This window comes from Acidocella aluminiidurans (assembly GCF_055383125.1).
In genome coordinates, this window is sequence record NZ_AP031589.1 from 2,380,495 (window position 1) to 2,404,050 (window position 23,556).

General features: G+C 64.1%; 23 protein-coding genes. 15 read left to right on the plus strand and 8 right to left on the minus strand.

Annotated elements, in window-relative coordinates:
* Positions 1-32 precede the first annotated feature (32 nt).
* Complete coding sequence (uvrC, locus tag ACZ46S_RS11870; RefSeq protein ID WP_464061884.1) at positions 33-1,895, minus strand: excinuclease ABC subunit UvrC; 1,863 nt, start codon at positions 1,893-1,895, stop codon at positions 33-35.
* Positions 1,896-2,113: 218 nt separating this feature from the next.
* Positions 2,114-2,524, minus strand: coding sequence for a dihydroneopterin aldolase (gene folB, locus ACZ46S_RS11875; protein WP_464061885.1), 411 nt, complete (start codon positions 2,522-2,524; stop codon positions 2,114-2,116).
* Positions 2,525-2,644: 120 nt separating this feature from the next.
* Here folB and ACZ46S_RS11880 point away from each other — a divergent pair, with 120 nt between their 5' ends.
* From ACZ46S_RS11880 to attM, 7 genes are all read left to right on the plus strand, one after another.
* Complete coding sequence (locus tag ACZ46S_RS11880) at positions 2,645-3,103, plus strand: copper chaperone PCu(A)C (RefSeq protein ID WP_464061886.1); 459 nt, start codon at positions 2,645-2,647, stop codon at positions 3,101-3,103.
* Complete coding sequence (locus tag ACZ46S_RS11885) at positions 3,100-3,423, plus strand: c-type cytochrome (RefSeq protein ID WP_464061887.1); 324 nt, start codon at positions 3,100-3,102, stop codon at positions 3,421-3,423. The genes ACZ46S_RS11880 and ACZ46S_RS11885 overlap by 4 nt, the downstream gene beginning before the upstream one ends.
* A gap of 171 nt (positions 3,424-3,594) precedes the next feature.
* The gene (ahcY, locus tag ACZ46S_RS11890) at positions 3,595-4,902 is read left to right on the plus strand and encodes an adenosylhomocysteinase (protein ID WP_295743190.1); all 1,308 of its coding nucleotides are present in this window, start codon (positions 3,595-3,597) and stop codon (positions 4,900-4,902) included.
* Positions 4,902-5,318, plus strand: a complete 417-nt coding sequence (locus ACZ46S_RS11895; RefSeq protein WP_464061888.1) for a DUF4149 domain-containing protein — start codon at positions 4,902-4,904, stop codon at positions 5,316-5,318. The genes ahcY and ACZ46S_RS11895 overlap by 1 nt, the downstream gene beginning before the upstream one ends.
* 38 nt (positions 5,319-5,356) lie before the next feature.
* Entirely contained in the window at positions 5,357-6,214 is an 858-nt protein-coding gene (locus ACZ46S_RS11900; RefSeq protein WP_464061889.1) for an amidohydrolase family protein, read from the plus strand.
* Between the two features lie 57 nt (positions 6,215-6,271).
* Positions 6,272-7,408: an iron-containing alcohol dehydrogenase gene (locus ACZ46S_RS11905; protein ID WP_464061890.1), complete on the plus strand. Its 1,137-nt coding sequence runs from the start codon at positions 6,272-6,274 to the stop codon at positions 7,406-7,408.
* 36 nt (positions 7,409-7,444) lie between these two features.
* Entirely contained in the window at positions 7,445-8,236 is a 792-nt protein-coding gene (gene attM, locus ACZ46S_RS11910) for an AttM family quorum-quenching N-acyl homoserine lactonase (RefSeq protein WP_464061891.1), read from the plus strand.
* A 62-nt stretch (positions 8,237-8,298) separates the two neighbouring features.
* On the opposite strand, the gene ACZ46S_RS11915 is transcribed toward attM, so the two are convergent.
* Positions 8,299-9,312: a WD40 repeat domain-containing protein gene (locus ACZ46S_RS11915; RefSeq protein WP_464061892.1), complete on the minus strand. Its 1,014-nt coding sequence runs from the start codon at positions 9,310-9,312 to the stop codon at positions 8,299-8,301.
* Between the two features lie 153 nt (positions 9,313-9,465).
* Between ACZ46S_RS11915 and ACZ46S_RS11920 the strand changes: the two genes are divergently transcribed.
* From ACZ46S_RS11920 to ACZ46S_RS11940, 5 genes are all read left to right on the plus strand, one after another.
* Positions 9,466-10,827 carry a hypothetical protein gene (locus tag ACZ46S_RS11920; protein WP_464061893.1) on the plus strand — a complete coding sequence of 454 codons (1,362 nt, stop codon included), beginning with the start codon at positions 9,466-9,468 and terminating at the stop codon, positions 10,825-10,827.
* A gap of 245 nt (positions 10,828-11,072) precedes the next feature.
* Positions 11,073-12,452 (plus strand): aspartate aminotransferase family protein, encoded by a 1,380-nt coding sequence (locus ACZ46S_RS11925; RefSeq protein ID WP_464061894.1) that lies wholly within the window; start codon positions 11,073-11,075, stop codon positions 12,450-12,452.
* Positions 12,449-13,813, plus strand: coding sequence for a glutamine synthetase family protein (locus tag ACZ46S_RS11930; protein WP_464061895.1), 1,365 nt, complete (start codon positions 12,449-12,451; stop codon positions 13,811-13,813). The genes ACZ46S_RS11925 and ACZ46S_RS11930 overlap by 4 nt, the downstream gene beginning before the upstream one ends.
* Positions 13,814-13,820: 7 nt before the next feature.
* Positions 13,821-14,900: an agmatine deiminase gene (aguA, locus tag ACZ46S_RS11935; RefSeq protein WP_464061896.1), complete on the plus strand. Its 1,080-nt coding sequence runs from the start codon at positions 13,821-13,823 to the stop codon at positions 14,898-14,900.
* A 110-nt stretch (positions 14,901-15,010) separates the two neighbouring features.
* Entirely contained in the window at positions 15,011-16,375 is a 1,365-nt protein-coding gene (locus ACZ46S_RS11940) for an APC family permease (protein WP_464061897.1), read from the plus strand.
* 113 nt (positions 16,376-16,488) lie between these two features.
* Here the strand turns inward: ACZ46S_RS11940 and ACZ46S_RS11945 are convergent, their stop codons facing one another.
* The 4 genes from ACZ46S_RS11945 to ACZ46S_RS11960 form a co-directional block, all read right to left on the minus strand.
* Positions 16,489-17,283, minus strand: coding sequence for a hypothetical protein (locus ACZ46S_RS11945; RefSeq protein ID WP_464061898.1), 795 nt, complete (start codon positions 17,281-17,283; stop codon positions 16,489-16,491).
* A 130-nt stretch (positions 17,284-17,413) separates the two neighbouring features.
* Complete coding sequence (gene alkB, locus ACZ46S_RS11950) at positions 17,414-18,043, minus strand: DNA oxidative demethylase AlkB (RefSeq protein WP_464061899.1); 630 nt, start codon at positions 18,041-18,043, stop codon at positions 17,414-17,416.
* A 3-nt stretch (positions 18,044-18,046) separates the two neighbouring features.
* Entirely contained in the window at positions 18,047-18,874 is an 828-nt protein-coding gene (locus ACZ46S_RS11955; protein WP_464061900.1) for a PhzF family phenazine biosynthesis protein, read from the minus strand.
* Entirely contained in the window at positions 18,874-19,059 is a 186-nt protein-coding gene (locus ACZ46S_RS11960) for an HIG1 domain-containing protein (protein WP_026439014.1), read from the minus strand. Before ACZ46S_RS11960 ends, ACZ46S_RS11955 begins: the two co-directional genes overlap by 1 nt.
* 78 nt (positions 19,060-19,137) lie before the next feature.
* Here ACZ46S_RS11960 and ACZ46S_RS11965 point away from each other — a divergent pair, with 78 nt between their 5' ends.
* Positions 19,138-21,432: a mechanosensitive ion channel family protein gene (locus ACZ46S_RS11965; RefSeq protein WP_464061901.1), complete on the plus strand. Its 2,295-nt coding sequence runs from the start codon at positions 19,138-19,140 to the stop codon at positions 21,430-21,432.
* Here ACZ46S_RS11965 and ACZ46S_RS11970 read toward each other — a convergent pair.
* Positions 21,429-22,151: a class I SAM-dependent methyltransferase gene (locus tag ACZ46S_RS11970; RefSeq protein ID WP_295743559.1), complete on the minus strand. Its 723-nt coding sequence runs from the start codon at positions 22,149-22,151 to the stop codon at positions 21,429-21,431. The genes ACZ46S_RS11965 and ACZ46S_RS11970 overlap by 4 nt on opposite strands.
* Positions 22,152-22,190: 39 nt before the next feature.
* Between ACZ46S_RS11970 and gloB the strand changes: the two genes are divergently transcribed.
* Together gloB and ACZ46S_RS11980 are read left to right on the plus strand one after the other, a co-directional pair.
* Positions 22,191-22,916 carry a hydroxyacylglutathione hydrolase gene (gloB, locus tag ACZ46S_RS11975; protein WP_464061902.1) on the plus strand — a complete coding sequence of 242 codons (726 nt, stop codon included), beginning with the start codon at positions 22,191-22,193 and terminating at the stop codon, positions 22,914-22,916.
* A 173-nt stretch (positions 22,917-23,089) separates the two neighbouring features.
* A complete protein-coding gene (locus ACZ46S_RS11980) occupies positions 23,090-23,551 on the plus strand; it encodes a DUF2147 domain-containing protein (protein ID WP_464061903.1) in 462 nt (153 codons plus the stop codon).
* Positions 23,552-23,556 lie beyond the last annotated feature (5 nt).

Below are 23,556 nucleotides of genomic sequence, written 5' to 3' on the forward strand. Positions count from 1 at the left end.
AACTTATAGCTTCGGCGCGGGAAGCCAAGAGGCTAATCCTCCAGCCTTACACCGGGATGAAAGAAGCCATAGACGGCGCGGGCCGTGGCCCGGTTGATGCCGGGAACGGATTCCAGATCCTTCAGCCCCGCCCCCTTCACCCCGCGCGCCGAGCCGAAATGCAGCAGCAGCGCCTTCTTGCGCGCGGCGCCGATGCCCGGCACCTCGTCCAGCTCCGAGGTGGTGAGCTTTTTGCTACGGGCGGCGCGGTGGGTGGTGATGGCGAAGCGATGCGCCTCGTCGCGCAGCCGCTGCAGAAAATACAGCACCGGGTCGCGCGGCGGCAGCTGGAATGGCGCACGATGTTCCATGTGGAACCATTCCCGCCCGGCATCGCGGTCCGGCCCCTTGGCGATGGCGACCATCGGGATATCCTCCAGCCCCAGATCCGCCATCACCGCCTTCGCCGCCGAAAGCTGGCCGGCACCGCCATCGATCAGCACCAGATCCGGCCAGGTTTCGCCGCTGCGGTCCGGGTCTTCCTCCAAGGCGCGGCCGAAGCGGCGCTGCAGCACTTCGCGCATCATCGCGAAATCATCGCCCGGGGTGAGCATGGATTTGATGCTGAATTTGCGGTAGGCGGATTTCATCGGCCCCTCGGGCCCCGCCACCACCATCACCCCATAGGCGTTGGTGCCCATGATGTGGGAGTTATCATAGGTCTCGATCCGCCTTGGCGTCTCCGCCAGCCCGAACAATTCCGCCGTGGCGGCGAGCAATTTGCCCTGGCCAGCACTCTCCGCCAGCCTGCGCTCCAGCGCCTCGCGCGCATTGGTGGCGGCATGGGCCACCACATCGGCCTTCTCGCCCCGCTGCGGCACCGAGATATAGACCTTGCGCTCAGCCTTCAGGCTCAGCGCCTCGGCCAGCAGCGCCTGCTCCTGCGGCGCGTAATTCAGCAAAATCTGCGCCGGGGGCGGCTTGTCGTCATAGAATTGCGCGATGAAGGCGGCCAGCACCTCCGGCGCCTCCTCATCCTTGGCATGGGCCGGGAAGAAGCTGCGATTGCCGTTATTGCGCCCGCCGCGGATGAAAAACACCTGGACGCAGGCCTGGCCCGCCTGCTGGTGCAGGGCGATCACATCCGCATCCCCCAGGCTTTCCGGGTTGATCACCTCGCTGCCCTGCACATAGGCCAGGCCCCGGATCCGGTCGCGCAGCGCCGCCGCGCGCTCGAACTCAAGATTTTCAGAGGCTTGCTGCATTGCGGCAGCGAGATCCTTTTGCACCGCGCCGGTCTTTCCCTGCAGGAAATCCCGCGCCTGGGTGACGAGCTTGCCGTATTCTTCCTGGCTGACCCGGTCCACGCAGGGCGCGCAGCAGCGCTTGATCTGGAACAGCAAACAAGGCCGGGTGCGGTTGGCGAAGACGGTGTCCGCGCAGGTACGGAGCAGGAACACGCGCTGCAGCGCCTGCACGGTCTGGTTGACCGCCCAGACCGAGGCGAACGGCCCCCAATAGAGATTGCCCTTCTCCTGCACGCCGCGATGCTTGGCGATGCGCGGGAACTCATGCCCCGCCGTCAGCATCAGCCAGGGATAGGTCTTGTCGTCCCGCAGCAGGATATTATAGCGCGGCTTCAACCTCTTGATGAGATTGGCTTCCAGCAGCAGCGCTTCGGCCTCGGTATGGGTGGTGAGGATCTCCATCGCGGCGGTATCCGCCACCATGCGCCGCAGCCGCTCCGGCAAACGGGCGATCTGCGTGTAGGAGGTGACACGTTTCTTCAGGTTGCGCGCCTTGCCGACATAGAGCGCATCGCCCTTGCCATCCAGCATGCGATACACGCCTGGGTTGTTCGGCATCGTCTCCAGCGCGGTTTCGATCACCTCGACGCCGATTTTCGCAGCCTCCAAACTTATCCCCTTCCGCCTGTGGATAACTCTGTGGAATTTACGCGGCGAAGCTGTGCGCAAGCCCTGCCGGCACGCCCCGAAAAGAGCCGGGCGCGGCCCTGGTTATTCGCAGTTAATATGTTGTTTTTGAACGAAATTAACATTTGTTCAGCGAATTATCCCCGCTTCCACATTCACCCGGAACCCGTTGATAGATGGGTCTTCCGGGCCGTGGACAACTAGATATTCCGGCGTTCGATTTCCACACCCACGCTGGCGGCATCGGCGAACACGTCCAGCTTTTCCACCATCACCCGCGCCACCCGCACCCTTGGATCGCGCAGGCAGGCCTCGGCGACGCGCTCGGCCAGCGTTTCCACCAGCTGCACATGGCCGCTGGCGATGATCTCGCGCACCGCGTTGATCACCGTGTCGTAATCTACCACCCGGCGCAGATCATCCGCCCCCACCGCAGGGCGCGACAGATGCGCCGCGCCATCATCCTCGACCGCCAGATCCAGATTGAAGCGCACGCGCTGGGTGCGGCCATGCTCCTGGGCATAGACGCCGATCTGCGTCTCCAGCACCAGGTCGCGGACGAACATGCGCCGCGTGGCCCGGGCGGCATCGGCGAGGCGGATATGGTCCATGGCCGCCTTTTGCGCCGCAACGGCGGGATTGGCAATAAATGCCGGCCATGCGGCAATGTCGGGCAAAGCCTCCCACGCTGTAAGCTTTTCTTGCGCTGAAGGCTGCGCTATCCAGGCTGCATGAAACGCCTCCTTGCTCTGCTCGCGCTGCCGGTGCTGCTCGGCGCCGCCGCCCCCAGCCCCTCGGCCACGCCGCAGCCCTCTCCGGCCAACATCCATGCCTCGAATGGCTGGTTCCGGTATCTGCTGCCGAACATCCCGGCCGGTGGCTACATGACGCTGAGCAATAGCGGCGACAGCACCACCAGGCTAATCGGCGCCAGCTCCCCGGCCTGCGGCACGCTGATGCTGCACAAGACGGTGAATGATGGCGGCACCTCGATGATGGAGATGGTGAAGAGCATCACCATCCCCGCGCATGGCGAGGTGAGCTTCGCCGAAGGCGGCTACCATTTGATGTGCATGAAGCCGAAGATGAAGGTGGGCGACAAAATCGGCATCACGCTGAAATTCGCGGATGGCGGCGATTTGCTGCTGCTGCTGCCGGTCTATGGCCCCTCCGGCCCGTCGGGCGCGTGAAGGCGCTGCGCGCCGCACCTGTGCTGCTGCTGGGCCTGGCCGCCGCGGCGCCGGCGGGGCAGCAGATCGTCCTGCACGGCAATGAAAACGGGGCCATGCCCTGCGCCGCCTGCCATGGCGCACAGGGCCAGGGTAACAGCGCCATCGGCGCGCCGGCGCTGGCCGGGCGCAAGGCGGACGACATCGTCGCCGCGCTGAATCTGATGGCGGCCGGCCAGGGCGGCAATGCGCTGATGCGCCGCATCGCCAGCGCGTTGACCTTGAGTGAACGCCAGGATGTGGCCGCCTATTTCGCCAGCCTGCCCGCCGCCAAGCCTTAAAATATCAAATTGATTTATATAAGACGGGCGCGATTGAACCGCAATTCATCAATTCGCAAGCCATTCCGGCGAAAGCTGAAAGCCTCGCCGGTTGGCATATCCGCCCCGAGCGAATAAGGGTTTCTCCAGTTTTTCAAGTTTCCCGTTTTTCAAGTTTGAGGACGTACCGCCATGCCAGACGCCAACCTGCCCACCGATTACAAGGTCAAGGACATGTCCCTGGCTGAATGGGGCCGCAAGGAAATCTCCATGGCCGAGGACGAAATGCCCGGCCTGATGGCGCTGCGCGAGGAATTCGGCAAATCCAAGCCGCTGGCCGGTGCCCGCATCGTCGGCTGCCTACACATGACCATCCAGACCGCGGTGCTGATCGAGACGCTGGTGGCGCTGGGTGCCTCCGTGCGCTGGTCCTCCTGCAATATCTTCTCCACCCAGGACCAGGCCGCCGCCGCCATCGCCGCCGCCGGCATCCCGGTCTTCGCCTGGAAGGGCTTGAGCGAGGAAGAATTCTGGTGGTGCATCGAACAGACGCTGCGCGGCCCGGATGGCTGGACCCCGAACATGATCCTGGACGATGGCGGCGACGTCACCCAGATCATGCATGACAAATACCCGGAGATGCTGGCGAATATTCGCGGCATTTCCGAGGAGACCACCACCGGCGTGCATCGCCTCTGGGAGATGGCCAAGGCCGGCAAGCTGCTGGTCCCCGCCATCAATGTGAACGATTCTGTCACCAAGTCCAAGTTCGACAATCTCTATGGCTGCCGCGAGAGCCTGGTGGACGGCATCCGCCGTGGCACCGACGTGATGATGGCCGGCAAGGTCGCCGTCGTCGCCGGCTTCGGCGATGTCGGCAAGGGCTCCGCCGCCAGCCTGCGCAATGCCGGCTGCCGCGTGAAGGTCGCCGAGATCGACCCGATCTGCGCCCTGCAGGCCGCGATGGAAGGCTATGAGGTGGTGACGATGGACGATGCCGCCCCGGAAGGCGATATTTTCGTCACCGCCACCGGCAATGTCGATGTCATCAATATCGACCATATGCGCGCCATGAAGCATCGCGCCATCGTCTGCAACATCGGCCATTTCGACAGCGAGATCCAGATCGACGCGCTGCGCAACTATAAATGGGAAAATGTGAAGCCGCAGGTGGATGAGGTGGTGTTCCCGGATGGCAAGCGCCTGATCGTGCTCTCCGAGGGCCGCCTGGTGAATCTCGGCAACGCCACCGGCCATCCGAGCTTCGTGATGTCCGCCAGCTTCACCAACCAGGTGCTGGCGCAGATCGAGCTCTGGACCGCCCCGGAAGGCAAGTATGAGCGCAAGGTCTATGTGCTGCCACGCCATCTGGACGAGAAGGTGGCGGCTTTGCACCTCGCCAAGGTTGGCGCCAAGCTGACCCAGCTCACCAAGAAGCAGGCCGATTATCTGGGGCTGGACGTGCAGGGCCCGTTCAAGCACGAGGCGTATCGCTACTGATGCGCCGTCTCGGCCGCCTGCTGGCCCTGCCTGGGCTGGGCTTGCTTGCGGGCGGGATGCTGTTTTTCGGCGCGGTGATGGCCCCTCTGGTCTTCACCAGGCTGCCGCTTGCCATCGGGGGGCCGTTCATCCGAACGGCCTTTCCGGTTTTATATCTCTATTGCCTGATCACCGCCGGGGTTTCGGCCTTTGGCTATCTGCTGCTGGGCCGGGGCCGCGCCGCCTTGGTGCCTTGCGTCACGCTCATCGGCACGCTCTGGAGCTGGTTCTGGCTGATGCCAAGGCTGGATGCGTGGCGGGCCGCGGGCAATGCAGCCGCCTTCGCGCGCGGGCATGATATTTCCACCTGGGTCTTCGGGCTGGAATTCTTCCTGGCGCTGCTGCTGCTGATCCGCGAGGGTGCCAAGCGCGGCTGAGGCTTTGCCGGACGGATCAGCTGCGCTTCACTGGCGCCATGACCGACCTCGCCACGCTGATCCGCGAACCCAAGATCGACACCCATCTGCATCTGCTCGACCCGGCCCGCCATGGCTATGCGGCCGGGACCGGCTATCACCCGGGCGGGCAGGAGCTGTGCACGCTGGATTATCTGCGCCCGCTGCTGGCCTGCCATGGGGTGGGCAAGGCGGTGCTGGTGCAGCCCACCTCCGGCTACGGCCAGGACAATACCGCGCTGCTGGAGGCGCTGGCCGCCGCACAGGGCGCCTGGCGCGGCATCGCCGTGCTGGCGCCGGATATCAGCGTCGAGGCGCTGGCCGCGCTGAAGGCGCAAGGCATCATCGGCGCCGCCTTCCAGATGCCCGCCTACCCGCCCGGACATTTCCGCACTCATGCCGGGCTGATCGAAAGACTGGCGGCGTTGGACATGGTGCTGGATCTGCAATTCGAGGGCGAGCAGGTCTTCGAGGCGATGGCGCTGATCGAGGAGTCCGAGGTGCGGGTGGTGATCGACCATTGCGGCCGCCCGGATCTCGCCGCCGGGCTGGATGGCTTCGCCTTCCGCGCCCTGAAATGCCTGGCCGAGCGCGAGGCGCCGACCTGCATCAAACTCTCCGGCCTGCATAAATTCGCCCCCTTCCCCTGGCCGTTCGAGGGCGCGCACCCGGTGGTGGCCGAACTGCTGCGCGCCTTCGGACCGCAACGCTGCATCTGGGGCTCGGATCTGCCTTATCTGCGCCTGCCGGAGCGGCTGGATTACGGCATGTCGCTGGCTTTAGCCGGGCGGCTGTTTCCGGACCCGGCGGTGCGGGCACAGGTGATGCACGAGACCGCCGAGGAGATGTTCTTTTTTGACACATCTTTGAAGGGCTGACCAAGTCAGCCATCCTGCCTGGGTTACCCGCGAAATCCAATAATCAAGGAAACGCCGATGACCCCGTTTGCCTTCAACACGGTCCCCGCGCTGGACATGGCCTGGCAGGGCGCCGGCCGGCTGGGTGAAATTCTCTCTACCCGCTTCGCCGCGCGGAAGCTGTTTCTGATCACCGATGCCGGGCTGGTGAAAGCCGGGCTGATCGCGCCGGTGGAGGCGGATCTGCGCCGCGCCGGGTTCAGCGTGACGATCTTCGACGCGGTGGTGGCGGACCCGCCGGAAGCGGTGCTGCTGCAGGCCGTGGACCTCGCCAAACAAGCCGGTACGGACATCGTGCTCGGGCTGGGCGGCGGCTCCTCGCTGGATATTTCCAAGCTGGTGGCGGTGCTGCTGCACGGCAGCCAGAGCCTGGCGGAGATGTATGGCATAGGCAACGTCAACGGCACGCGCGCGCCTTTGGTGCTGGTGCCGACCACGGCGGGCACGGGTTCGGAAGTCACCAACATCGCCATCATCACCACCGGCGCGACCACCAAGATGGGCGTGGTCTCACCGCAGCTCTATGCCGATTACGTGCTGCTGGACGCCGCGCTGACCACCTTCCTGCCGAAACTGCACACCGCCGCCACCGGCATCGATGCGATGGTGCATGCGATCGAGGCCTATACCGGACGGCACAAGAAAAACCCGGTCTCGGACGCGCTGGCGCGCGAAGCGCTGCGGCTGCTGGGCGGCAATCTCATCGCTGCCTGCCAGGATGGTGGCAACCGGGAGGCGCGGGAGGCGATGCTGCTCGGCGCGATGCTGGCCGGCCAGGCTTTCTCCAACTCGCCGGTCGGGGCTGTGCATGCGCTGGCCTACCCGCTGGGTGGGCATTACCACGTGCCGCACGGCCTCTCCAACGCGCTGATGCTGGGGCCGGTGCTGCGCTTCAACGAAACCGCCGCCGGGCCGCTTTATGCCGAGCTGGCGGGCGTGCTGGGGGCGGGCAGCACGGCCACCGCTTTCGTCAGCCATATGGAAACATTGATGAACGCAAGCGGCGCGCCGCGGCGCCTGCGCGAGGTGGGGGTGACGGATAACAACCTCGCCATGCTGGCCGCCGATGCGATGAAGCAGACCCGGCTGCTGCAGAATAATCCGGTCGAGGTGACGGAAGCGGACGCGCTGGCGCTGTACCGCGAAGCCTTCTGATTTTCGCCGCATAAATCCCTAAAGGAGGAACCCAAAATGAGCGATATCCGGCTCTACATGCTGCAATCCGGCACGCTGAAATGCAAACTCCACAACATCAAGATGAATGAGGGCAATGGCGCGGATTATGAAATCCCCGTGCCCTTCTTCCTCATCACCCACCCCAAGGGCCATGCCATCATCGATGGCGGCAACGCCATCGAGGTCGCCACCGACCCGCGCGGCCATTGGGGCGGGGTTTGCGATGTCTATTGGCCAGTGCTGGACAAGGACAAAGGCTGCGTGGACCAGGTGAAGGCGCTGGGGATCGACCCGGCGGATGTGAAGTACGTCGTGCAGTCGCACTTACATCTGGATCATACAGGCGCGATCGGCCGATTTCCGAACGCCACCCATATCGTCCAGCGCGCCGAGTATGAATATGCCTTCACCCCGGACTGGTTTTCCGCCGGCGGCTATATCCGCAAGGATTTCGACAGGCCCGGGCTGAAATGGCAGTTCCTGAAAGGCGATATCGATGATTTCTACGATCTCTATGGCGACGGCACGCTGACCACGATTTTCACGCCGGGCCATGCGCCGGGGCACCAATCCTTCATGGTCAAGCTGCCCAATACCGGCAAGATGCTGCTGACCATCGATGCCGCCTACACGCTGGACCATTGGAACGAGAAATCCCTGCCCGGCTTCCTGGCGTCCACCGTGGATACGGTGCGCTCGGTGCAGAAGCTGCGTACCCTGGCCGAACGCGAAGGCGCGCAGGTGGTCACCGGGCATGACCCGGATGCCTGGCCGCGCTTCAAACAGGCGCCGGCGTTTTACGATTGAGATGCAAGGGGTGGGGTGTTTTTAAAAACCCCCCAAAAACTTGGACCTTTGGAGCCGGGGTGTCAGCCGGCGAAATCCACGATCGCGGCGAAGCCTTCTTCCGTGCCGAAGGCGAGCTGCGCGCCGTTCTGGCTCCAGCCCAGCGCGCTGACACTGCCGCGCCCCGGCCCGCACACCGCCAGCACGCGCTCACGCGCCACATCCGCCACCAGCACCATGCCGGTATTGAACCCGGCCGCCACCACCTCATGCTGCGGATGGCAGGCGACGCGCTTGATCACGCCATCGCCCATGCCCAGCTCCATCGGCGGCTTGCCCATCGGCCCGCCGCCGAAGAAGGGCCAGAGCACAATGCTCTCCGCCCCGGCCGTCGCCAGCCATTTGCCGGATTTGGTGAAGCCCAGCGATTCCGGTTTGGAGGGATAGCCGGACATGCGCATATGCTTGCCCCCCGGCAGCGTCCAGCCATGCAGGGCGTTCTCCTGCATCGCCGTCACCAGCGCCTCCCCGGCCGGGTGGATGGCAACGCCGGTATGGCTGCCCTTCCATTCCAGCTTCGGCGCCACCAGCGCGCCGGACGCGGTGAACCACAGGCTCGCCCCGTTATAATGCGAGGCCGCGACGCGCTTGCCCTTGGCGTCAAAGGCGATGCCGGTGACGGTGGAAGGGTGCGCGATCTCTTTCAGCACCTCGCCGCCAGGGCTCAGCAGATAGAGCATCTTGCCCACCGCGGCCGCCAGCAGCGCGCCTTTGCCGGCGAAGGCCGCCACCTGCTCCACCCATTTGGAGCCGAATTTATACAACTCCTGGGTGCCGCCATCCGGCCTGGTCCAGATCAGCCGCCCATCATCGCCGCCGGTCACGAAGCCACCCTGCGGATGCGCTGACAGGCTCAGCGCCGCGCCGTCATGCGCGGCGATGCTCTGATGCGCGGGCCCCAGGCGCAACGTGCCGTCACCCAGCGCGAAGCCGGGCAAGCCGGATGCGTCAAACGCCAGGGCGGTGACATAGGCGCCGAATTGGCTGGAACGGCCGCGCTTGCTCAGCAGCTCGTCGAGATCGGTAAGGTCGGACATGGCCCTTGTCTTGCCCCGACCGGCCCGGGCGGGCAAGGGGCGGCGTTTCCCGCAAACATGATGGGGTTTGCGCCATATCAAGGCCAACAGGGCGAAATGGGACGATGGCAGGCTTGGCTTCACAACCACAACCAAACAGCCAGGAGACGCGCGATGCGCCGCTTCATCAGCTCCACCACCGCCCTCAGCTTGGCCGGGCTGGCCGGGCTGCTGGCCTTCAGCCGCCCCGCCCAGGCGATTCCCGCCTATGCGGCGCAAACCGGCCTGGCCTGCGCCGCCTGCCATATCGGCTTTCCCCAGCTCACCCCGTTCGGGCGGCTGTTCAAGCTGGAAGGCTACACGCTGGGCGACCAGACCTACCCGCGGGCGCATAATTTTTCCGCCATGCTGGAGGCCGGCTATACCTATCTGAACAAGAGCGTCCCCGGCGGGCTGGCGCCGGATTATCCGCCCAATAATGCCTGGTCGATCCAGCAGACCAGCCTGTTCTATGGCGGCGTGCTGGATAAAAATCTCGGCCTCGGCGCCTTCATCCAAGGCACGTTCGACGGCGTGGCGCATCAGTTCCACTGGGACAATACCGATATACGCTTCGCCCAGAGCGCCAAGCTGGCCGGGCGGCAGATCGTCTATGGCGTCACCTTCAACAACGCGCCGGGCCTCACCGATGTGTGGAACACGCTGCCCGCCTGGGGCTATCCGTTCATCCCCGATGAGCTGGGCGTCTCGCCCACCGCCGGGCTGCAGATCAGCGGGCTAGCGCAAAGCGTCGTCGGCGTGGGCGGCTATGCGGCCTATTACGTGACCCCGGCGGACATGCTCTATGGCGAGTTCGACGCTTATAAATCCCTGCCCAACCATACCGCCTACGCGCTGGGGGTCGGCCCCGCCAACGGGGTGGGCGGCACCATTCCTTACTGGCGCCTGGCCATCCAGCACAGTGTCGGTGAGAATTCCTACGAGATCGGCACGTCCGGGCTGGTCGACCATCCTTATCCCAGCGGCTTCAGCCATGGCCCGCAGGACGACATCACCGATCTCGGGCTGGACGCGCAGATCCAGCACATCACCGCCAACCAGGCGATCTCGCTGCAAGCCTCCTGGTATCATGAGAGCCAGCATTGGGGGGCGAGCTTCCCAGCCGGCAACACCGCCAATCTGAACGACACGCTGAACCAGGAGAGTGTGACCATCTCCTATCTCTGGCACCAGATGTTCGGCGCCACCGAATCCTTCACCAATATCGGCGGCAACGCGGATTCCGGGCTGTACGCCGCCGCCCCCATCTCCGGCAACGCCAACGGCAAGCCCAACACCGCCAGCTTCACCACCGAGCTGGATTACTATCCGTTCAACAAAGGCGGACCGAAAATCTTCCCCTGGGTGAATGCGAAATTCTTCCTGGAGGGCACGATCTACCCGTATTTCAACGGGCTCGCGCATAATTATGACGGCAATGGCCGCTCGGCTTCGAATAACGACATCTTCTTCGGCGGCATCTGGCTGGTGTTTTAACCCGCCGCGCCCCGTCCGCCTCCCGGCGGGCGGGGCGGTCTGTTATAAAAATTTCTTGATAGGTTTTTACCGCCATGCCAGATTTGGGCATGGTTTCGGCAGCCCTACCACCTGCGCTTACTTTACAAGCAGAGTTGCTTATCCTCTGCGCACGTATTGGCTTCAGCCCGCCCCGGTTCTGAGTTTTCCCCTGCCCGAACGGGGAGTTTGGGCATTTTCATATTCAGAAATCATCGGAGCCCACTATGCTGGACAACCTCACCCACGGCCTTGATTGGCAGGCGCTGGACGCCGCCCACCATTTCCACCCCTTCACCGACCATAAGGAGCTGCACGAGCAGGGCGTGCGGCTGATCACCAAGGCGGAAGGCGTGTATCTGCACGATTCCAACGGCAACAAGATCATGGACGGCATGGCCGGTCTCTGGTGTGTCGCCGCCGGCTATGGCCGCCAGGAGCTGGTCGAGGCCGCCGCCACCCAGATGGCGAAGCTGCCTTATTACAACACCTTCTTCAAAACCACGAACGAGCCGGCGGTGCGCCTGGCCACCAAGCTGGCGGAGATTTCCCCGGCCGGGTTCGAGCACGCCTTCTTCGCCTGCTCCGGCTCCGAGGCGGTGGACAGCGCCCTGCGCACCGCGCGCGTCTACTGGCAGACGCTGGGCAAGCCCGAGAAGAAAATCATCATCGGCCGCGAATATGGCTATCACGGCTCCACCACGCTCGGCGCCTCCGCCGGCGGCATGAAGGATATGCACCGCCAGGCCGGCGACATGCCGAATTTTGTCCAGGTGCTGCCGCCTTACTGGTATGGCAAGGGCGGACAGATGAGCCCGGAGGAATTCGGCCTCTACGCCGCCAAGGAGGTCGAGAAGAAGATCCTCGAACTCGGGCCTGAGAACGTCGCCGCCTTCATCGGCGAGCCGATCCAGGGCGCTGGCGGCGTGCTGATCCCGCCCGCGACCTACTGGCCGGAGATCAACCGCATCTGCAAGCAGTACGATATTCTGCTGATCGCCGACGAGGTGATCTGCGGCTATGGGCGCACCGGCAACTGGTTCGGCAGCAACACGTTCGGCATCGAGCCGGACATGATGACCACCGCCAAGGGCCTCACCTCCGGCTATCTGCCGCTCTCGGCCTTGCTGATGAACCGGCGCGTCGCGGATGTGCTGGTGAATGAGGCGGGCGAATATTATCACGGCTTCACCTATTCGGGGCATCCGGTCTCCTGCGCCGTGGCGCTGCGGAATCTGGAAATCATCGAAAGCGAGAATCTGGTCGCCGAGGCCACCCGCAAGGGCGCGCTGCTGCGTGAAAAACTCACCGCGGCCATCGGCGATCTGCCGATCGTCGGCGAGATCCGCGGCGTCGGGCTGATCGGCGCGATCGAGCTGACCGCCGACAAGCGCACCCGCAAGAATTTCGAGAAAAATGGCCGTGTCGGCGTCATCTGCCGGGATCATTCGATCAAGGCCGGGCTGATGATGCGCGCCACCCGCGACACCATGCTGTTCTCCCCGCCGCTGACCATCAGCGATGCCGAGATCGAGCAGTTCGCGGCGATGGCGAAAATCGCCTTCGAGAAGACCTATGCCGATGTGCGCAGTGAGGTTGCGGAATGAACATGCTCGCCAACCCGGAGCTTGAAGCCAAGCTCTCCTTGCTCTCCGGCGCCGATTACATCGAGGCCTTCATCATCGATGTGAACGGCGTGCCGCGCGGCAAATGGCTGCAGCGCGACAAGGCGAAATCCCTGCTCGGCACCGGCATCGCGATTCCGCGCTCGGCCTACCTGCTCGACATCTGGGGCCGCGACATCGTCGAGGGCGGCATCGCCTACGATACCGGGGATCCGGACGGGCTCTGCGTGGCGGTGCCGCATTCCATCACCCGCATGGGCTGGGCGGAGGGCAATGTCGCCCAGGCGCTGCTGACCATGCGCGAGGAAGATGGCAGCCTCTATTACCTCGACCCCAGAGGCGCGTTGGAGCGGGTTCTCGCCCGCTACGCCAAGGCCGGGCTGACCCCGGCTCTGGGCGTGGAGCTGGAATTCTATTTGGTCGATTCCCGCCAGAACGGCATGAAGATCGCCCCGCGCGGCGCCGATGAGAGCGGCTGGCGCGGCTGGCAGATCGACGCCGTCGGGCTGGGCGAAGTGCATGATTACGAGCCGATCCTGCGCGAAATGATGGGCTGCGCGAAAGCGCAGGACATCATCCTGGAAACCCTCGTCTCCGAATCCGGCCCCGGCCAGTTCGAGGTGACGCTGAAATACTCGACCGACGCGATGCGCCTGGCCGACGGCGCCACTTTGTTCAAGCGCACCATCAAGCAGGTGGCGCGCAAGCACGGCCTCACCGCCACCTTCATGGCCAAGCCCTACGGGCAATGGGCGGGCTCGGGCATGCATGTGCATATGTCGATCCTCGACAATGCCGGCAAGAACATCTTCGTCGGCACGCCGGAGCGCGCCGCGCCGGAGCTCTATCACGCGCTGGGCGGCATCATCCACAACATGCCGGATACGATGCTGACCCTGGCGCCGCACGCCAATTCCTATCGCCGTTTCGCGCCCGGCGTGCATGCGCCCACTTATGGCGATTGGGGGCATGATAACCGCATGGCCTCGGTGCGGGTGATCACCGCCGACCCGGCGGCCTCGCGCATCGAACATCGCGTCGCCGGGGCGGATTGCAACCCCTATCTCTCCTTCGCCTCGCTGCTCGGCACCGCTCTGGCCGGGCTGGAAGGGCGGATGGACCCGGGGCCGGAAACGCATGGCACCATCCGCAGCCCCCTGGCGCCGCCATTGCCCATCGCCTGGTCGGGTGCCGTGGACAAGTTCGGCGCCTCCGCCATGATGGGCGATATTTTCGGGGCGGAATTCCAGCGCTATTACACCGCCACCAAGCGCCAGGAAATCAGCGAGCTGCGCAAGCGGATTTCCGATGTGGAATATGACGCCTATCTGAAAAACGCCTGAGGGTGCCATGAAAGATGTGATCACCCCGCGCGAGGCCGGCTTTGCCATGCCGGCGGAATGGGCGGCGCATGACGGGTGCTGGATGATCTGGCCGGAGCGGCCGGATAATTGGCGCCTGGGTGCGAAGCCCGCGCAGAAAGCCTTTGTCGCTGTCGCCAGCGCCATCGCCCGGTTCGAGCCGGTGACGATGCTGGTCAGTGCCGCGCAATATGAAAACGCCCGCGCCAGCCTGCCGCCGGAGGTGCGGGTGGTGGAGATGAGCAGCAATGATGCCTGGGCGCGTGACATTGCCTGCACCTTCCTGCTTGGCCCTGACGGCCAGCTCGGCGGGGTGGACTGGCCGTTCAAAAGCTGGGGCGGGCTGTATTTCCCCTGGGACAAGGACGATGCCATCGCTGGCAAGATCCTAGGGCTGGAGCGTGCGAGGGCGTTCCGCGCGCCTCTGGTGATCGAAGGCGGGGCGCTGCATGTGGATGGCGAGGGCAGCGTGCTCTGCGTCGAACAATGCGTGCTCAACGAGAACCGCAATCCCAACATCACCCGCCAGGATATGGAGCGGATGCTGAAGGATTATCTCGGCGTTAGCCACGTCATCTGGATCGCCGAAGGCGTGCCGCATGACGAGACCGACGGGCATGTGGATAATCTCGTCTGCTTCGTGAAGCCTGGCGTGGTGCTGCTGACCTGGTGCGACGATCCGGCGGATGCGCATTACGCCATCAGCCGCGCCGCCGAGGCCGCGCTGAAGGGCGCGCGCGATGCCAAGGGCCGCGACCTCGTGATCGAAAAAATCCCGATGCCGACGCCGATGTTCTATACCCAGGACGAGGCGGACGGGGTGGATGCCACCGCCTCGGGCATGAACCGGCGCGCCGGTGAGCGCCTGGCCGCCTCCTACGTGAATTTCTACATCGCCAACGGCGCCATCATCGCGCCCGCCTTCGGTGTGGAAACGGACGCGGCGGCGCGTGCCGTGCTGGCCAGGCTGTTTCCCGAGCGCGAGATCGTGATGATCCCGGCACGCGAAATCCTGCTTGGCGGCGGCAACATCCACTGCATCACCCAGCAGCAGCCGGCCGCGCGTTAAAGCTTCTTTTTCCGTCTACCACCGTTTGACCGCAGACGGTGCTTGGCTTTCTGTAAACGCCTTTGATACCATCCCAAAACAACCCTCATTCCCTACGGGGAGGAAGCAGCATGAGCACGAAACTCAAAGCGGATTCGTTATCGTTTTTCGAATCGATCATCATGGGCGTGGCCGGCTCCGCGCCGGGCTTTTCCATCGCCGTCGCCATTGCCGGGCTGCTCGCCACGGCGGGCAGCGTCTCGCCCAACGCGCTGCTGATTTTCGCGGTGCCGATGCTGGGCATCGCCGTCGCCTATAAGGGGCTGACGCATAAAATGCCGAATGCGGGCGCGGCCTATGAATGGACGAAATCCGTGTTCGGCGGATTTTTCGGCTATTTCTCCGGCTGGGCGCTGCTGATCGCGGCTCTGGTGTTCATGGTCACCGGCTCGGTGCCGCTGGGCACCGCCACGCTGCAGCTCATCGACCCTGATCTCGCCAGCAATGTTCTGCTCACCACCGGCATCGGCGCGGTCTGGTTCATCGTCATCGGGCTGGTGCTGATCACCGGCATCGAGCTGACCAGCAAGATCCAGATGGTGATGAGCGGCATCGAGCTTGGCATTCTCGCCATCATTTGCGTCGCCGCCTTCATCCATAGCGGGCTGCATGGCTCGGTTTCGCCCTTCTCCTGGTCCTGGTTCGGCTTCAACTACCCTGCCGGCAGCTTCGCCGCCTCCTCGCTCAGCGTGGTGTTCCTGTATTGGGGCTGGGACGTCACGGCGAATCTGGCCGAGGAAACCAAGGGCCAGGAGCAGAACCTCGCCGGGCGCGGCGGGTTTCTCTCCATCTTTGCCACCATCGCCTCCTTCGTCGCCTTCACCGTGGCGGCGCTGATGATGTTTTCCCTCAAGGATGCGTCTGGCTTTTCCGATAATCTGATCTATCACGTCGCGGTTGCCGCCGGGCTTGGCAAGGTGGGCGGGTATGGCGCGGCCCTGGTGCTGATCCTCTCCTCCGTCGCCACGCTGGAGACGACGATGCTGCAATTCTCCCGCACCCTGTTCGCCATGGGCCGCGACCGCGCGCTGCCGGGCTATTTCGGCCAGGTGCATGAGAAAACCATCACCCCGGTGCGCACCATGTATATGCTGCTGATCGTCGGGCTAGCGCTGATCGTGATTTCCAGCTTCCTGCCTTCGGTTTCCGCGATTTTGAATGACTCGGTCGCCGCCATCGCGGTGCAGGTCTGCTATTATTACGGGCTGGCCGGGCTGGTCTGCGCCTGGGTGTATCGCAAGAGCACCGGCTTCACCTTCGTGCAATATGTGATCTTCCCGGCGCTGTCGGCGATCGCGCTGATCGGGCTAGGGTTTTACGCGATCACCACCTTCAACATGATCGTGAAGGTGGTCGGCATTGGCGGGCTGGCGCTGGGGATCCTCTTCTACCGGCCGCGGGGGTACAAGCTGCCATCAATCGTCGCGGCGGAGTGATGAGGGAACGGGGCCGCAAGGCCCCGTTTTACACGCTATTCGACGAAGAAAATGTCGCGCTGAAAAGCAACATAGAGCATACAATTAAACTATAAATTTTGTCTGCGACTGATCTATTGAACGAAAACGGGACAGAGGGATATTTTTCGAGCAAACAAATACTCTCGAGAAGACAATGCGCTAAGTAAATTTATCCGCCCAACATCAATTTTATGTAAAATTCTATTTTGAATTCTTAACGTTAATGTATCAACCAGACAGCATCTTGGCGTGATGGGTAGAATACGTGAAGCAGGAAAATCTGAAACTAAAAATTCGCCTTCATCTGCGTTTACCACAATCCAGTCTGATCGGGTCTCATCACAATGCCGCCAAACATTTATCATAATTTGTGGGCCGTTAATCAGGCGACTGGGAATTTTAGCACCAGACCTGATGTAATTTACACCCGATTTTTCGAGTCGTTCTTCATCGTCTTTCGATAGACCATCATATCCACTAACACCTTTAAGCTGAACTTCTTGCGATAAAAGGATGCGGCGCTCCGACCTGCAGTGCCACAACCAATAAAACAAACTGATCGTTTGCGCTTGAGCATTAGTGAAATTCGTAAGCCCAGAAAGAATTAAAGTAACAAGGCTCTGAAACTCATTTTCGATGCTTTTCATCAGACCTTTTTCCGTCTTTTCATCCCAACTTCTGTGAGCGCAAAAGATCCGATCTTCAGCATTGGCTGGTCTTTTGACATTACGAATTTTGTCAAACACCTCGACTTTTCTGTTTAAATTTGCAAATCGGCCAATTGATCGCGTTGGAAAGACATGTTGATAATATGTGATTTGGTACGGGTTACCTCTTTGCAGTTTTTCGCCTCGTACCAATTTAAGCTCCTCTTGCCGGAACTTCATTCGACAAAAATTTTTGGCGATTCGGCAACACTTAAGTTCTTTGTTTGGCTTCATAGAAAAAATTTGGGCACGAATACGAGATCATCGATTTTCTTATTGTCAATCGCGATACCAAAGGGGAGTTGCCCACCTACAGCGCCCGCCGAAACGTCAAATTCACCCGCGCTGCCCCGGTCAGCGGATGCGCCCCCGCCTTCACCGGCGCGATGCCGTGGAAAAACCGCCGCGCGGCGCCACCCCAAACCAGCACGTCGCCGCTGGCCAGCGCAATCCGCGCCGCCTTATCCGTCCGCTTCGCCCCGCCCCATAAAAACATCGCGGGCAGGCCGAGGGAGACCGAGACGATGGGGGCGGAAAAATCCCGCTCATCCACATCCTGGTGCAGGGACATTTTTGCCCCCGGCTCATAGCGGTTGATCAGCGCCACATCCGGCGCGAAGCCCGCAAACCCGCCAGCGTCCGCCGCGCGCTGCGCCAGGTCGCGGAAAATCTCTGGCATTTTCGGCCAGGGCAGACCGGTATAGGGGTCGCTCGCCTGGTAGCGATAGCCCTTGGCGTCGCTCACCCAGCCGGCGGCGCCGCAATTGGTCATCGCCGCACTCATCTCCTTGCCACCGGGGGTTTTCATACGCCGGAAGGGGGCATGGGCGGCCACCGCCTGCACCGCCGCCATCAGCGCGGGCGCGGCCTCGGCGGCGAAGCCCGGCAGGATGGTCAGGCCGGGATGGGTCAGGGTTTCGGGGAACAGATCACCCGGCATGGCTCACAGGCTGAGCGTGCCGGAGATCACCTCCACGCTCTCCCCGCCAATCCAGAATTCTTCTCCGTCATGCGCCACATGCACCCGCCCGGCGCGGCCCAGAGCGGTGCCCTGCGCGGCGACATAGCGCGCCGGGGCAATCCCCGCGCCGATCAGCCAGCGTGCCAGCCCGCCATTCAGGCTGCCGGTGACCGGGTCTTCCCCGCCGACATCGTTCACAAACCCGCGTACCTCGAAATCCACCCCATCCGCGCCATGCGGGGCGACAACGCCAAGCTCCATCTCCCCCAGCGCCGCGAAATCCGGCCGCAGCGCCAGCACCGCGGCGCGGTCCTTCAGCAGCACGCCGGTCCAGCCGGGGCGGGTGGCGGAGAGTTGGCGCGCGGCGACAATCTCCGCCTCTGCAATGCCCAACACCGCAGCGATGCGGGATTTCAATTCGGGCCCGATGTCCGACTGCGCGGCCGGCGGCGCGGCGAAAGCCAGGCGCCGCCCATCCCGGCGAATTTTCACCAGCCCGGCCTGGCATTGCTGCACGATGAATGCGCCCTTCGGCACCCCGCCGGCGGCCAGCCAGCCATGGCAGCTGCCCAAGGTCGGGTGGCCGGCGAAGGGCAGCTCGGATTTCGGGGTGAAAATGCGCACCTGGTAATCCGCCTCCGGCGCCATGGGCGGCAGCAGAAAGGCGGTTTCGCTGAGATTGGTCCAATGCGCGAAATGCTGCATCTCGTCGCTGCTCAGCCCGGCCGCGCCATGCACCAGCGCCAGCGGGTTGCCATAGCCAGGGCGGGCGGTGAACACATCGATCTGGGAAAAGGCAAAACGCGGCATCAGCTGACCATCAAAATCACGACGAGCAGGATCGCCAAGCCTTGCAGCCCCACACGCCAGCGCATCAGCAGATTGGCGCGGCGCGGGTCGCGGGTTTTGTCGGCCATGCCCAGCACGCCGGCGAGCATCACGCCCACCACCGCCAGCATATCCAATCCCAGCAAGACCAGTATTATCCCCCGCATGGCGCCACTATACGATGACTCACGGATTTGCCTATCTCCCCAATTGACGTCCCCCGCTTCGGCTTACAGGCTTGGTGCATGCGCTTTTTGTTGATGTTCCTGTTTCTGGTCTTGCTGGTGCCGGGGCTCGGCCGCGCCAGCACGCCGGCCGCCGCGCCGGCGCCAGCCGCCGCCCCCGCCGCGAGCGCCCCGGCGGCACCGGCCAAGAGCACACCGGCAATCATCCCCGGCTCGCCGCTGGCCGCCCTCACCGGGGCGGATGCCAGCGCCGGCACCGCCAGCCAGAGCCCGGCCCCAGCGCCGTTCGGCACCTCTGAGATCGGCTTCGCGCTGACCAGCGTGCTGGGCCATGAAGCCACCCGCACCTTCGATGATTTCACCGATGCGCTGCATCGATCCACCCGGCTGACGCCGGTCTGGCACTGGCTGGCGGGCTTTGCCAATGCGCCGCAGCGCCGGGCGGATGCGCTGGCCATCGGGCTGGCGCTGGCCATCGCGGTGGTGCCGGGGGTGGCGCTGGATGTGCTGCTGGTGCTGGCGCTACGCGGCGCCGCAGCACTTTGCGCCCGCCAGGCGGTGCCCCGCCGCAACGAATATCTGCCGACACCGGATCTGGACGGCCTCACCAGCGCCGAGGAGGGCGAGAGCGAGCAGCGCCCGCCCCGGCGCACCAGCCTGCGCGCCTGGAGCCGGCGCTTCGGCTTCGCGCTGCTGAAATTCCTGCTGATGCTGTTGCCGATCGCCGCCTTCGGCATCACCGAACAGCTCATCCTCAATTCCGGCCTCATCGCCCGGCGGCCGGCGCATCTGGCGGTGGTCGGCATCGTCAACGCCTATCTGGCGGCACGGCTGACCCAGGAGGTGCTGCGGCTGCTCTTCTCGCCCAACGCCCCCAGCCTGCGGCTGGCGCATCTGGCCAGCGCCCATGCGAAATGGCTGATGCGCCGGGCGATGCTGCTGATCATCACCATCTTCGTCGCCTTCTGCATCATCTCGGTGGCCGAAATCCTGTTCCTGCCCAAGGAGGGCGCCGGGGCGCTGCTGCGGCTGGCGGCGCTGGTCGTGCATCTGGAGGTCGCCTTCGCGATCTGGCGCAGCCGCCGGGTGATCAGCCGCTGGATCGCCGGCAAGCCCGGCAATGACAGCTATTTCGCCGGCATGCGGCGGCGTGTCTCCAAAGGCTGGTACATCTTCGCGCTGTTCTATGTGCTGGCACTCTGGGTGGCCTGGGCAGGTGGGGTGCAGAACGCGCTGGTGGTGCTGCTGCGGGCCTTGCTAGTGGTGTTCATCGCTTTGGTACTGGGGCGGCTGGCCTGGGTGGGCAGCAACCGCGCCCTCGCGCGCATCTTCCCGGATGAGGACAGCGCCGCCCGCCGCAGCGCCGTACTCGGCCGGGCGCGCGCCTATAATCCGTTGATCCGCTTCGTCGTGCGCTTCGTCATCGCCTTGCTGGTGCTGGTGCTGGTGCTGCAAGGCTGGGGGGTGGATGCGTTCGGCTGGCTGCTGACCAACAATATCAGCCGCGCCTTGCTCTCCGCCGGATTCAGCGTGCTGGTCACCGTCGCCGTCGCCATCGTGCTGTGGGAGGCGATCAACTACCAGCTCGATGCGCGGATCGAGCGTCTCAACAATGCCGGCAAGACCCGCCAGGCCTCGCGCCTGCGCACGCTGCTGCCGATGCTGCGCGCCGCCATCGGCATCGTGCTGGTGCTGGTGGCGCTGATTGTCAGCCTCTCGCGCATCGGGGTGAACACCACCGGGCTGCTGGCGGTCTCCTCGGTGGTTGGCATCGCGGTCGGCTTCGGCAGCCAGAAGCTGGTGCAGGACATCATCACCGGGCTGTTCCTGCTGTTCGAGGATGCGATGCAGGTGGGCGATGTGGTCACGCTGGGCGGCATGTCCGGCACGGTGGAGCGGCTTTCGCTGCGCACCATCCGGCTGCGCGGCGGCGATGGCTCGGTCAACATCATCCCGTTTTCCTCGGTCACCACCGTCACCAACCAGACCCGGGATTTCTCCTACGCGCAGATTTCGGTGATGGTCTCCTATGACGAGGATATCGAGCGGGTCAGCGCCTTGCTGAAGGAGATCGGCGCGAAGATGCGGGCCGAGGCCGCCTGGGGGGCGATGATGCGCGACGATCTGCAGCTGTTCGGGCTGGATAGTTTCGGCGAGCTGGGGCTGGTCTTTACCGGACAGATCCGCACCGGGCCGGGCCAGCACTGGGCGGTGCGGCGCGAATTCAATGCGCGTGTGCAGAAGCGCTTCGCCGAGGCGGGCATCACCCTCTCCTATCGGCGCCAGAGCATGCGCCTGGACCTGCCCCCCGGTGAGACGCTGCTGGGGCCGCCGGCCAAGCCGGAGAAAGCTTAACCCGCCCGCGAAAACCCGGCCCCGGCCAGCACCCGCCGCGCCGTGGCCATCCGCCCGGCCGGCACCGCGCCATGCAGGGCCTTGCTCACCTCCGCCAGCGTCAGCCCGGCAAATTGCGGCGCCAGCACCGGGCCCGCCTTTTCCAGCAGCCCGGCCATACGCCGCAGCGGGGCCGGCAGCAGCGGCGGGGTATAGAGGGCGGTGGTCTGCGCCTCCACCTGGAAGAACAGCCCGGTGAGCAGCCGCGCCAGCTGGCCTTCCGAATAAGGCTGGCCATGGCCGAAGGGCGTGCTCTCCGCATAAGCCCAAAGCCCGCGCCGGTTGGGCGCCACCACGATCATCCGCCCGTCATCCTTCAGCACCCGCCAGGCCTCGCGCAGCGTGCGCCTGGCGTTTTCGGCCTGTTCCAGCCCGTGGATCAGCAAAATCCGGTCGAAGCTGAGATCCGCAAAGGGCAGCGCCTCCGCCTCGGCCATGCAGGAGAGATTGGCCAGCCCCGCCGGCCAGGGTGCCGCCCCCATATGGTTGGGCGAGAGCGCGATGCAGCGCGCCTGCTCGCGCCAGGGATGCAAACACGGCCCGGCATGGCCGATGCCCAGAACCGACAGCCCCTCCATGCGCGGCCAGAGCCGCGCCAGCTTCTGGCGCAGCAACAGGGCCACATGCCGGCCCAGCGCGGTTGCGTAAAATCCGGCCGCATCTCGTGCATCGATCGCCATTGCCCCTATATAACCACGTAACGCGAAGGAGCGAGAGCGATGACCGTCACGGCGCAAGCCATTCCCATGCTGTCCGACAATTATGCCTGGCTGCTGGTCGATAGTGTCTCCGGCAAGACCGGCATCGTCGATCCGGCGCAGGCCGCCCCGGCGGTCGCCGCGCTGGAGGCGCTGGGCAAAAGGCTGGATTACATCTTCCTCACCCATCATCACGACGACCATATCGGCGGCGTCGCGGCGCTGGTGGCGGCCTACCGCCCGCAGGTGGTCGGCAATGGCGCGGACGCGCAGCGCCTGCCGAAGCTGGATATTGCCGTGCATGAAGGCTCGCTGGTGGAATTCGGCAGCGCCAGGCTGCGGGTGATCGAAACCCCAGGCCATACGCTGGGCCATATCTCCTACTACATCGCCGATGGCGGCATCCTGCTGCCGGGCGACACGCTGTTCAGCCTCGGCTGCGGCCGGCTGTTCGAGGGCACGCCGGCGCAGATGTTCAATTCCATCGCCAAATATGGCGATCTGCCGGACGACACGCTGGTCTGCGCCGGGCATGAATATACCGCCTCCAACGCCAAATTCGCGCTGAGCGTGGAGCCTGACAATGCGGCGCTGAAGGCCCGCGCCGCCGAGGTGCAGGCGCTGCGCGCGGCGGGCAAGCCCACCTTGCCGGTGAAACTGGGCCAGGAGCGCGCCACCAACCCGTTCCTGCGCGCCACGGACGAGGAAAGCTTCGCGAAACTGCGCGCGGCGAAGGATAATTTTTGAAACCCTTGCTGACCAATGCAGCTTTCTTGCAACAGGTATCAAAAATGACAGCGCATTGGCGAGGAAACACTTTTCCCGGTGCCATCGGATTTGTTAGAAATTTCCTGTCGGCAAGCCTCAACAAGGGGCACCGTCTGGGAGCTTTTTCTTTCTGTCTTTCTTCCTGTCGCGGGATGCTGCTGGCGGGCGCAATGCTGGCCGGCAGCGCCCTGCCCGCCTGGGCGGCGGGTTTCACCCCTGGCTACTGGGTCTCCTCCGGGCACGAGATCGTGCTGGAAATCTCGCAATGTGGCGATGATCTGTGCGGCTTCATCGCCGGCATCGCGCTCGACCATCCGGGCGATGCGATGCCGACCGACTGGCGGGGCCGGCCGCAATGCGGCTTTCTGATGCTGCGGGTCGCCCCGGACGGCAAGACCGGAGACGGCACCCCGCGCTGGAAGGGCGTGCTGCAAGACCCGCGCAACGGCAATGTCTACCGTACCATGGTGAAGTTCGACGCCAAGGGCAATCTGGATCTGCATGGCTATATCGGCGTGCCGGTGCTGGGCGAAACGCAGCTCTGGCCGAAATTCACCGGCAAGGTGGAGCCAGGCTGCCATGTGCCGGAGCTGGACGGCAAGGCCTCCCAATAACCGCA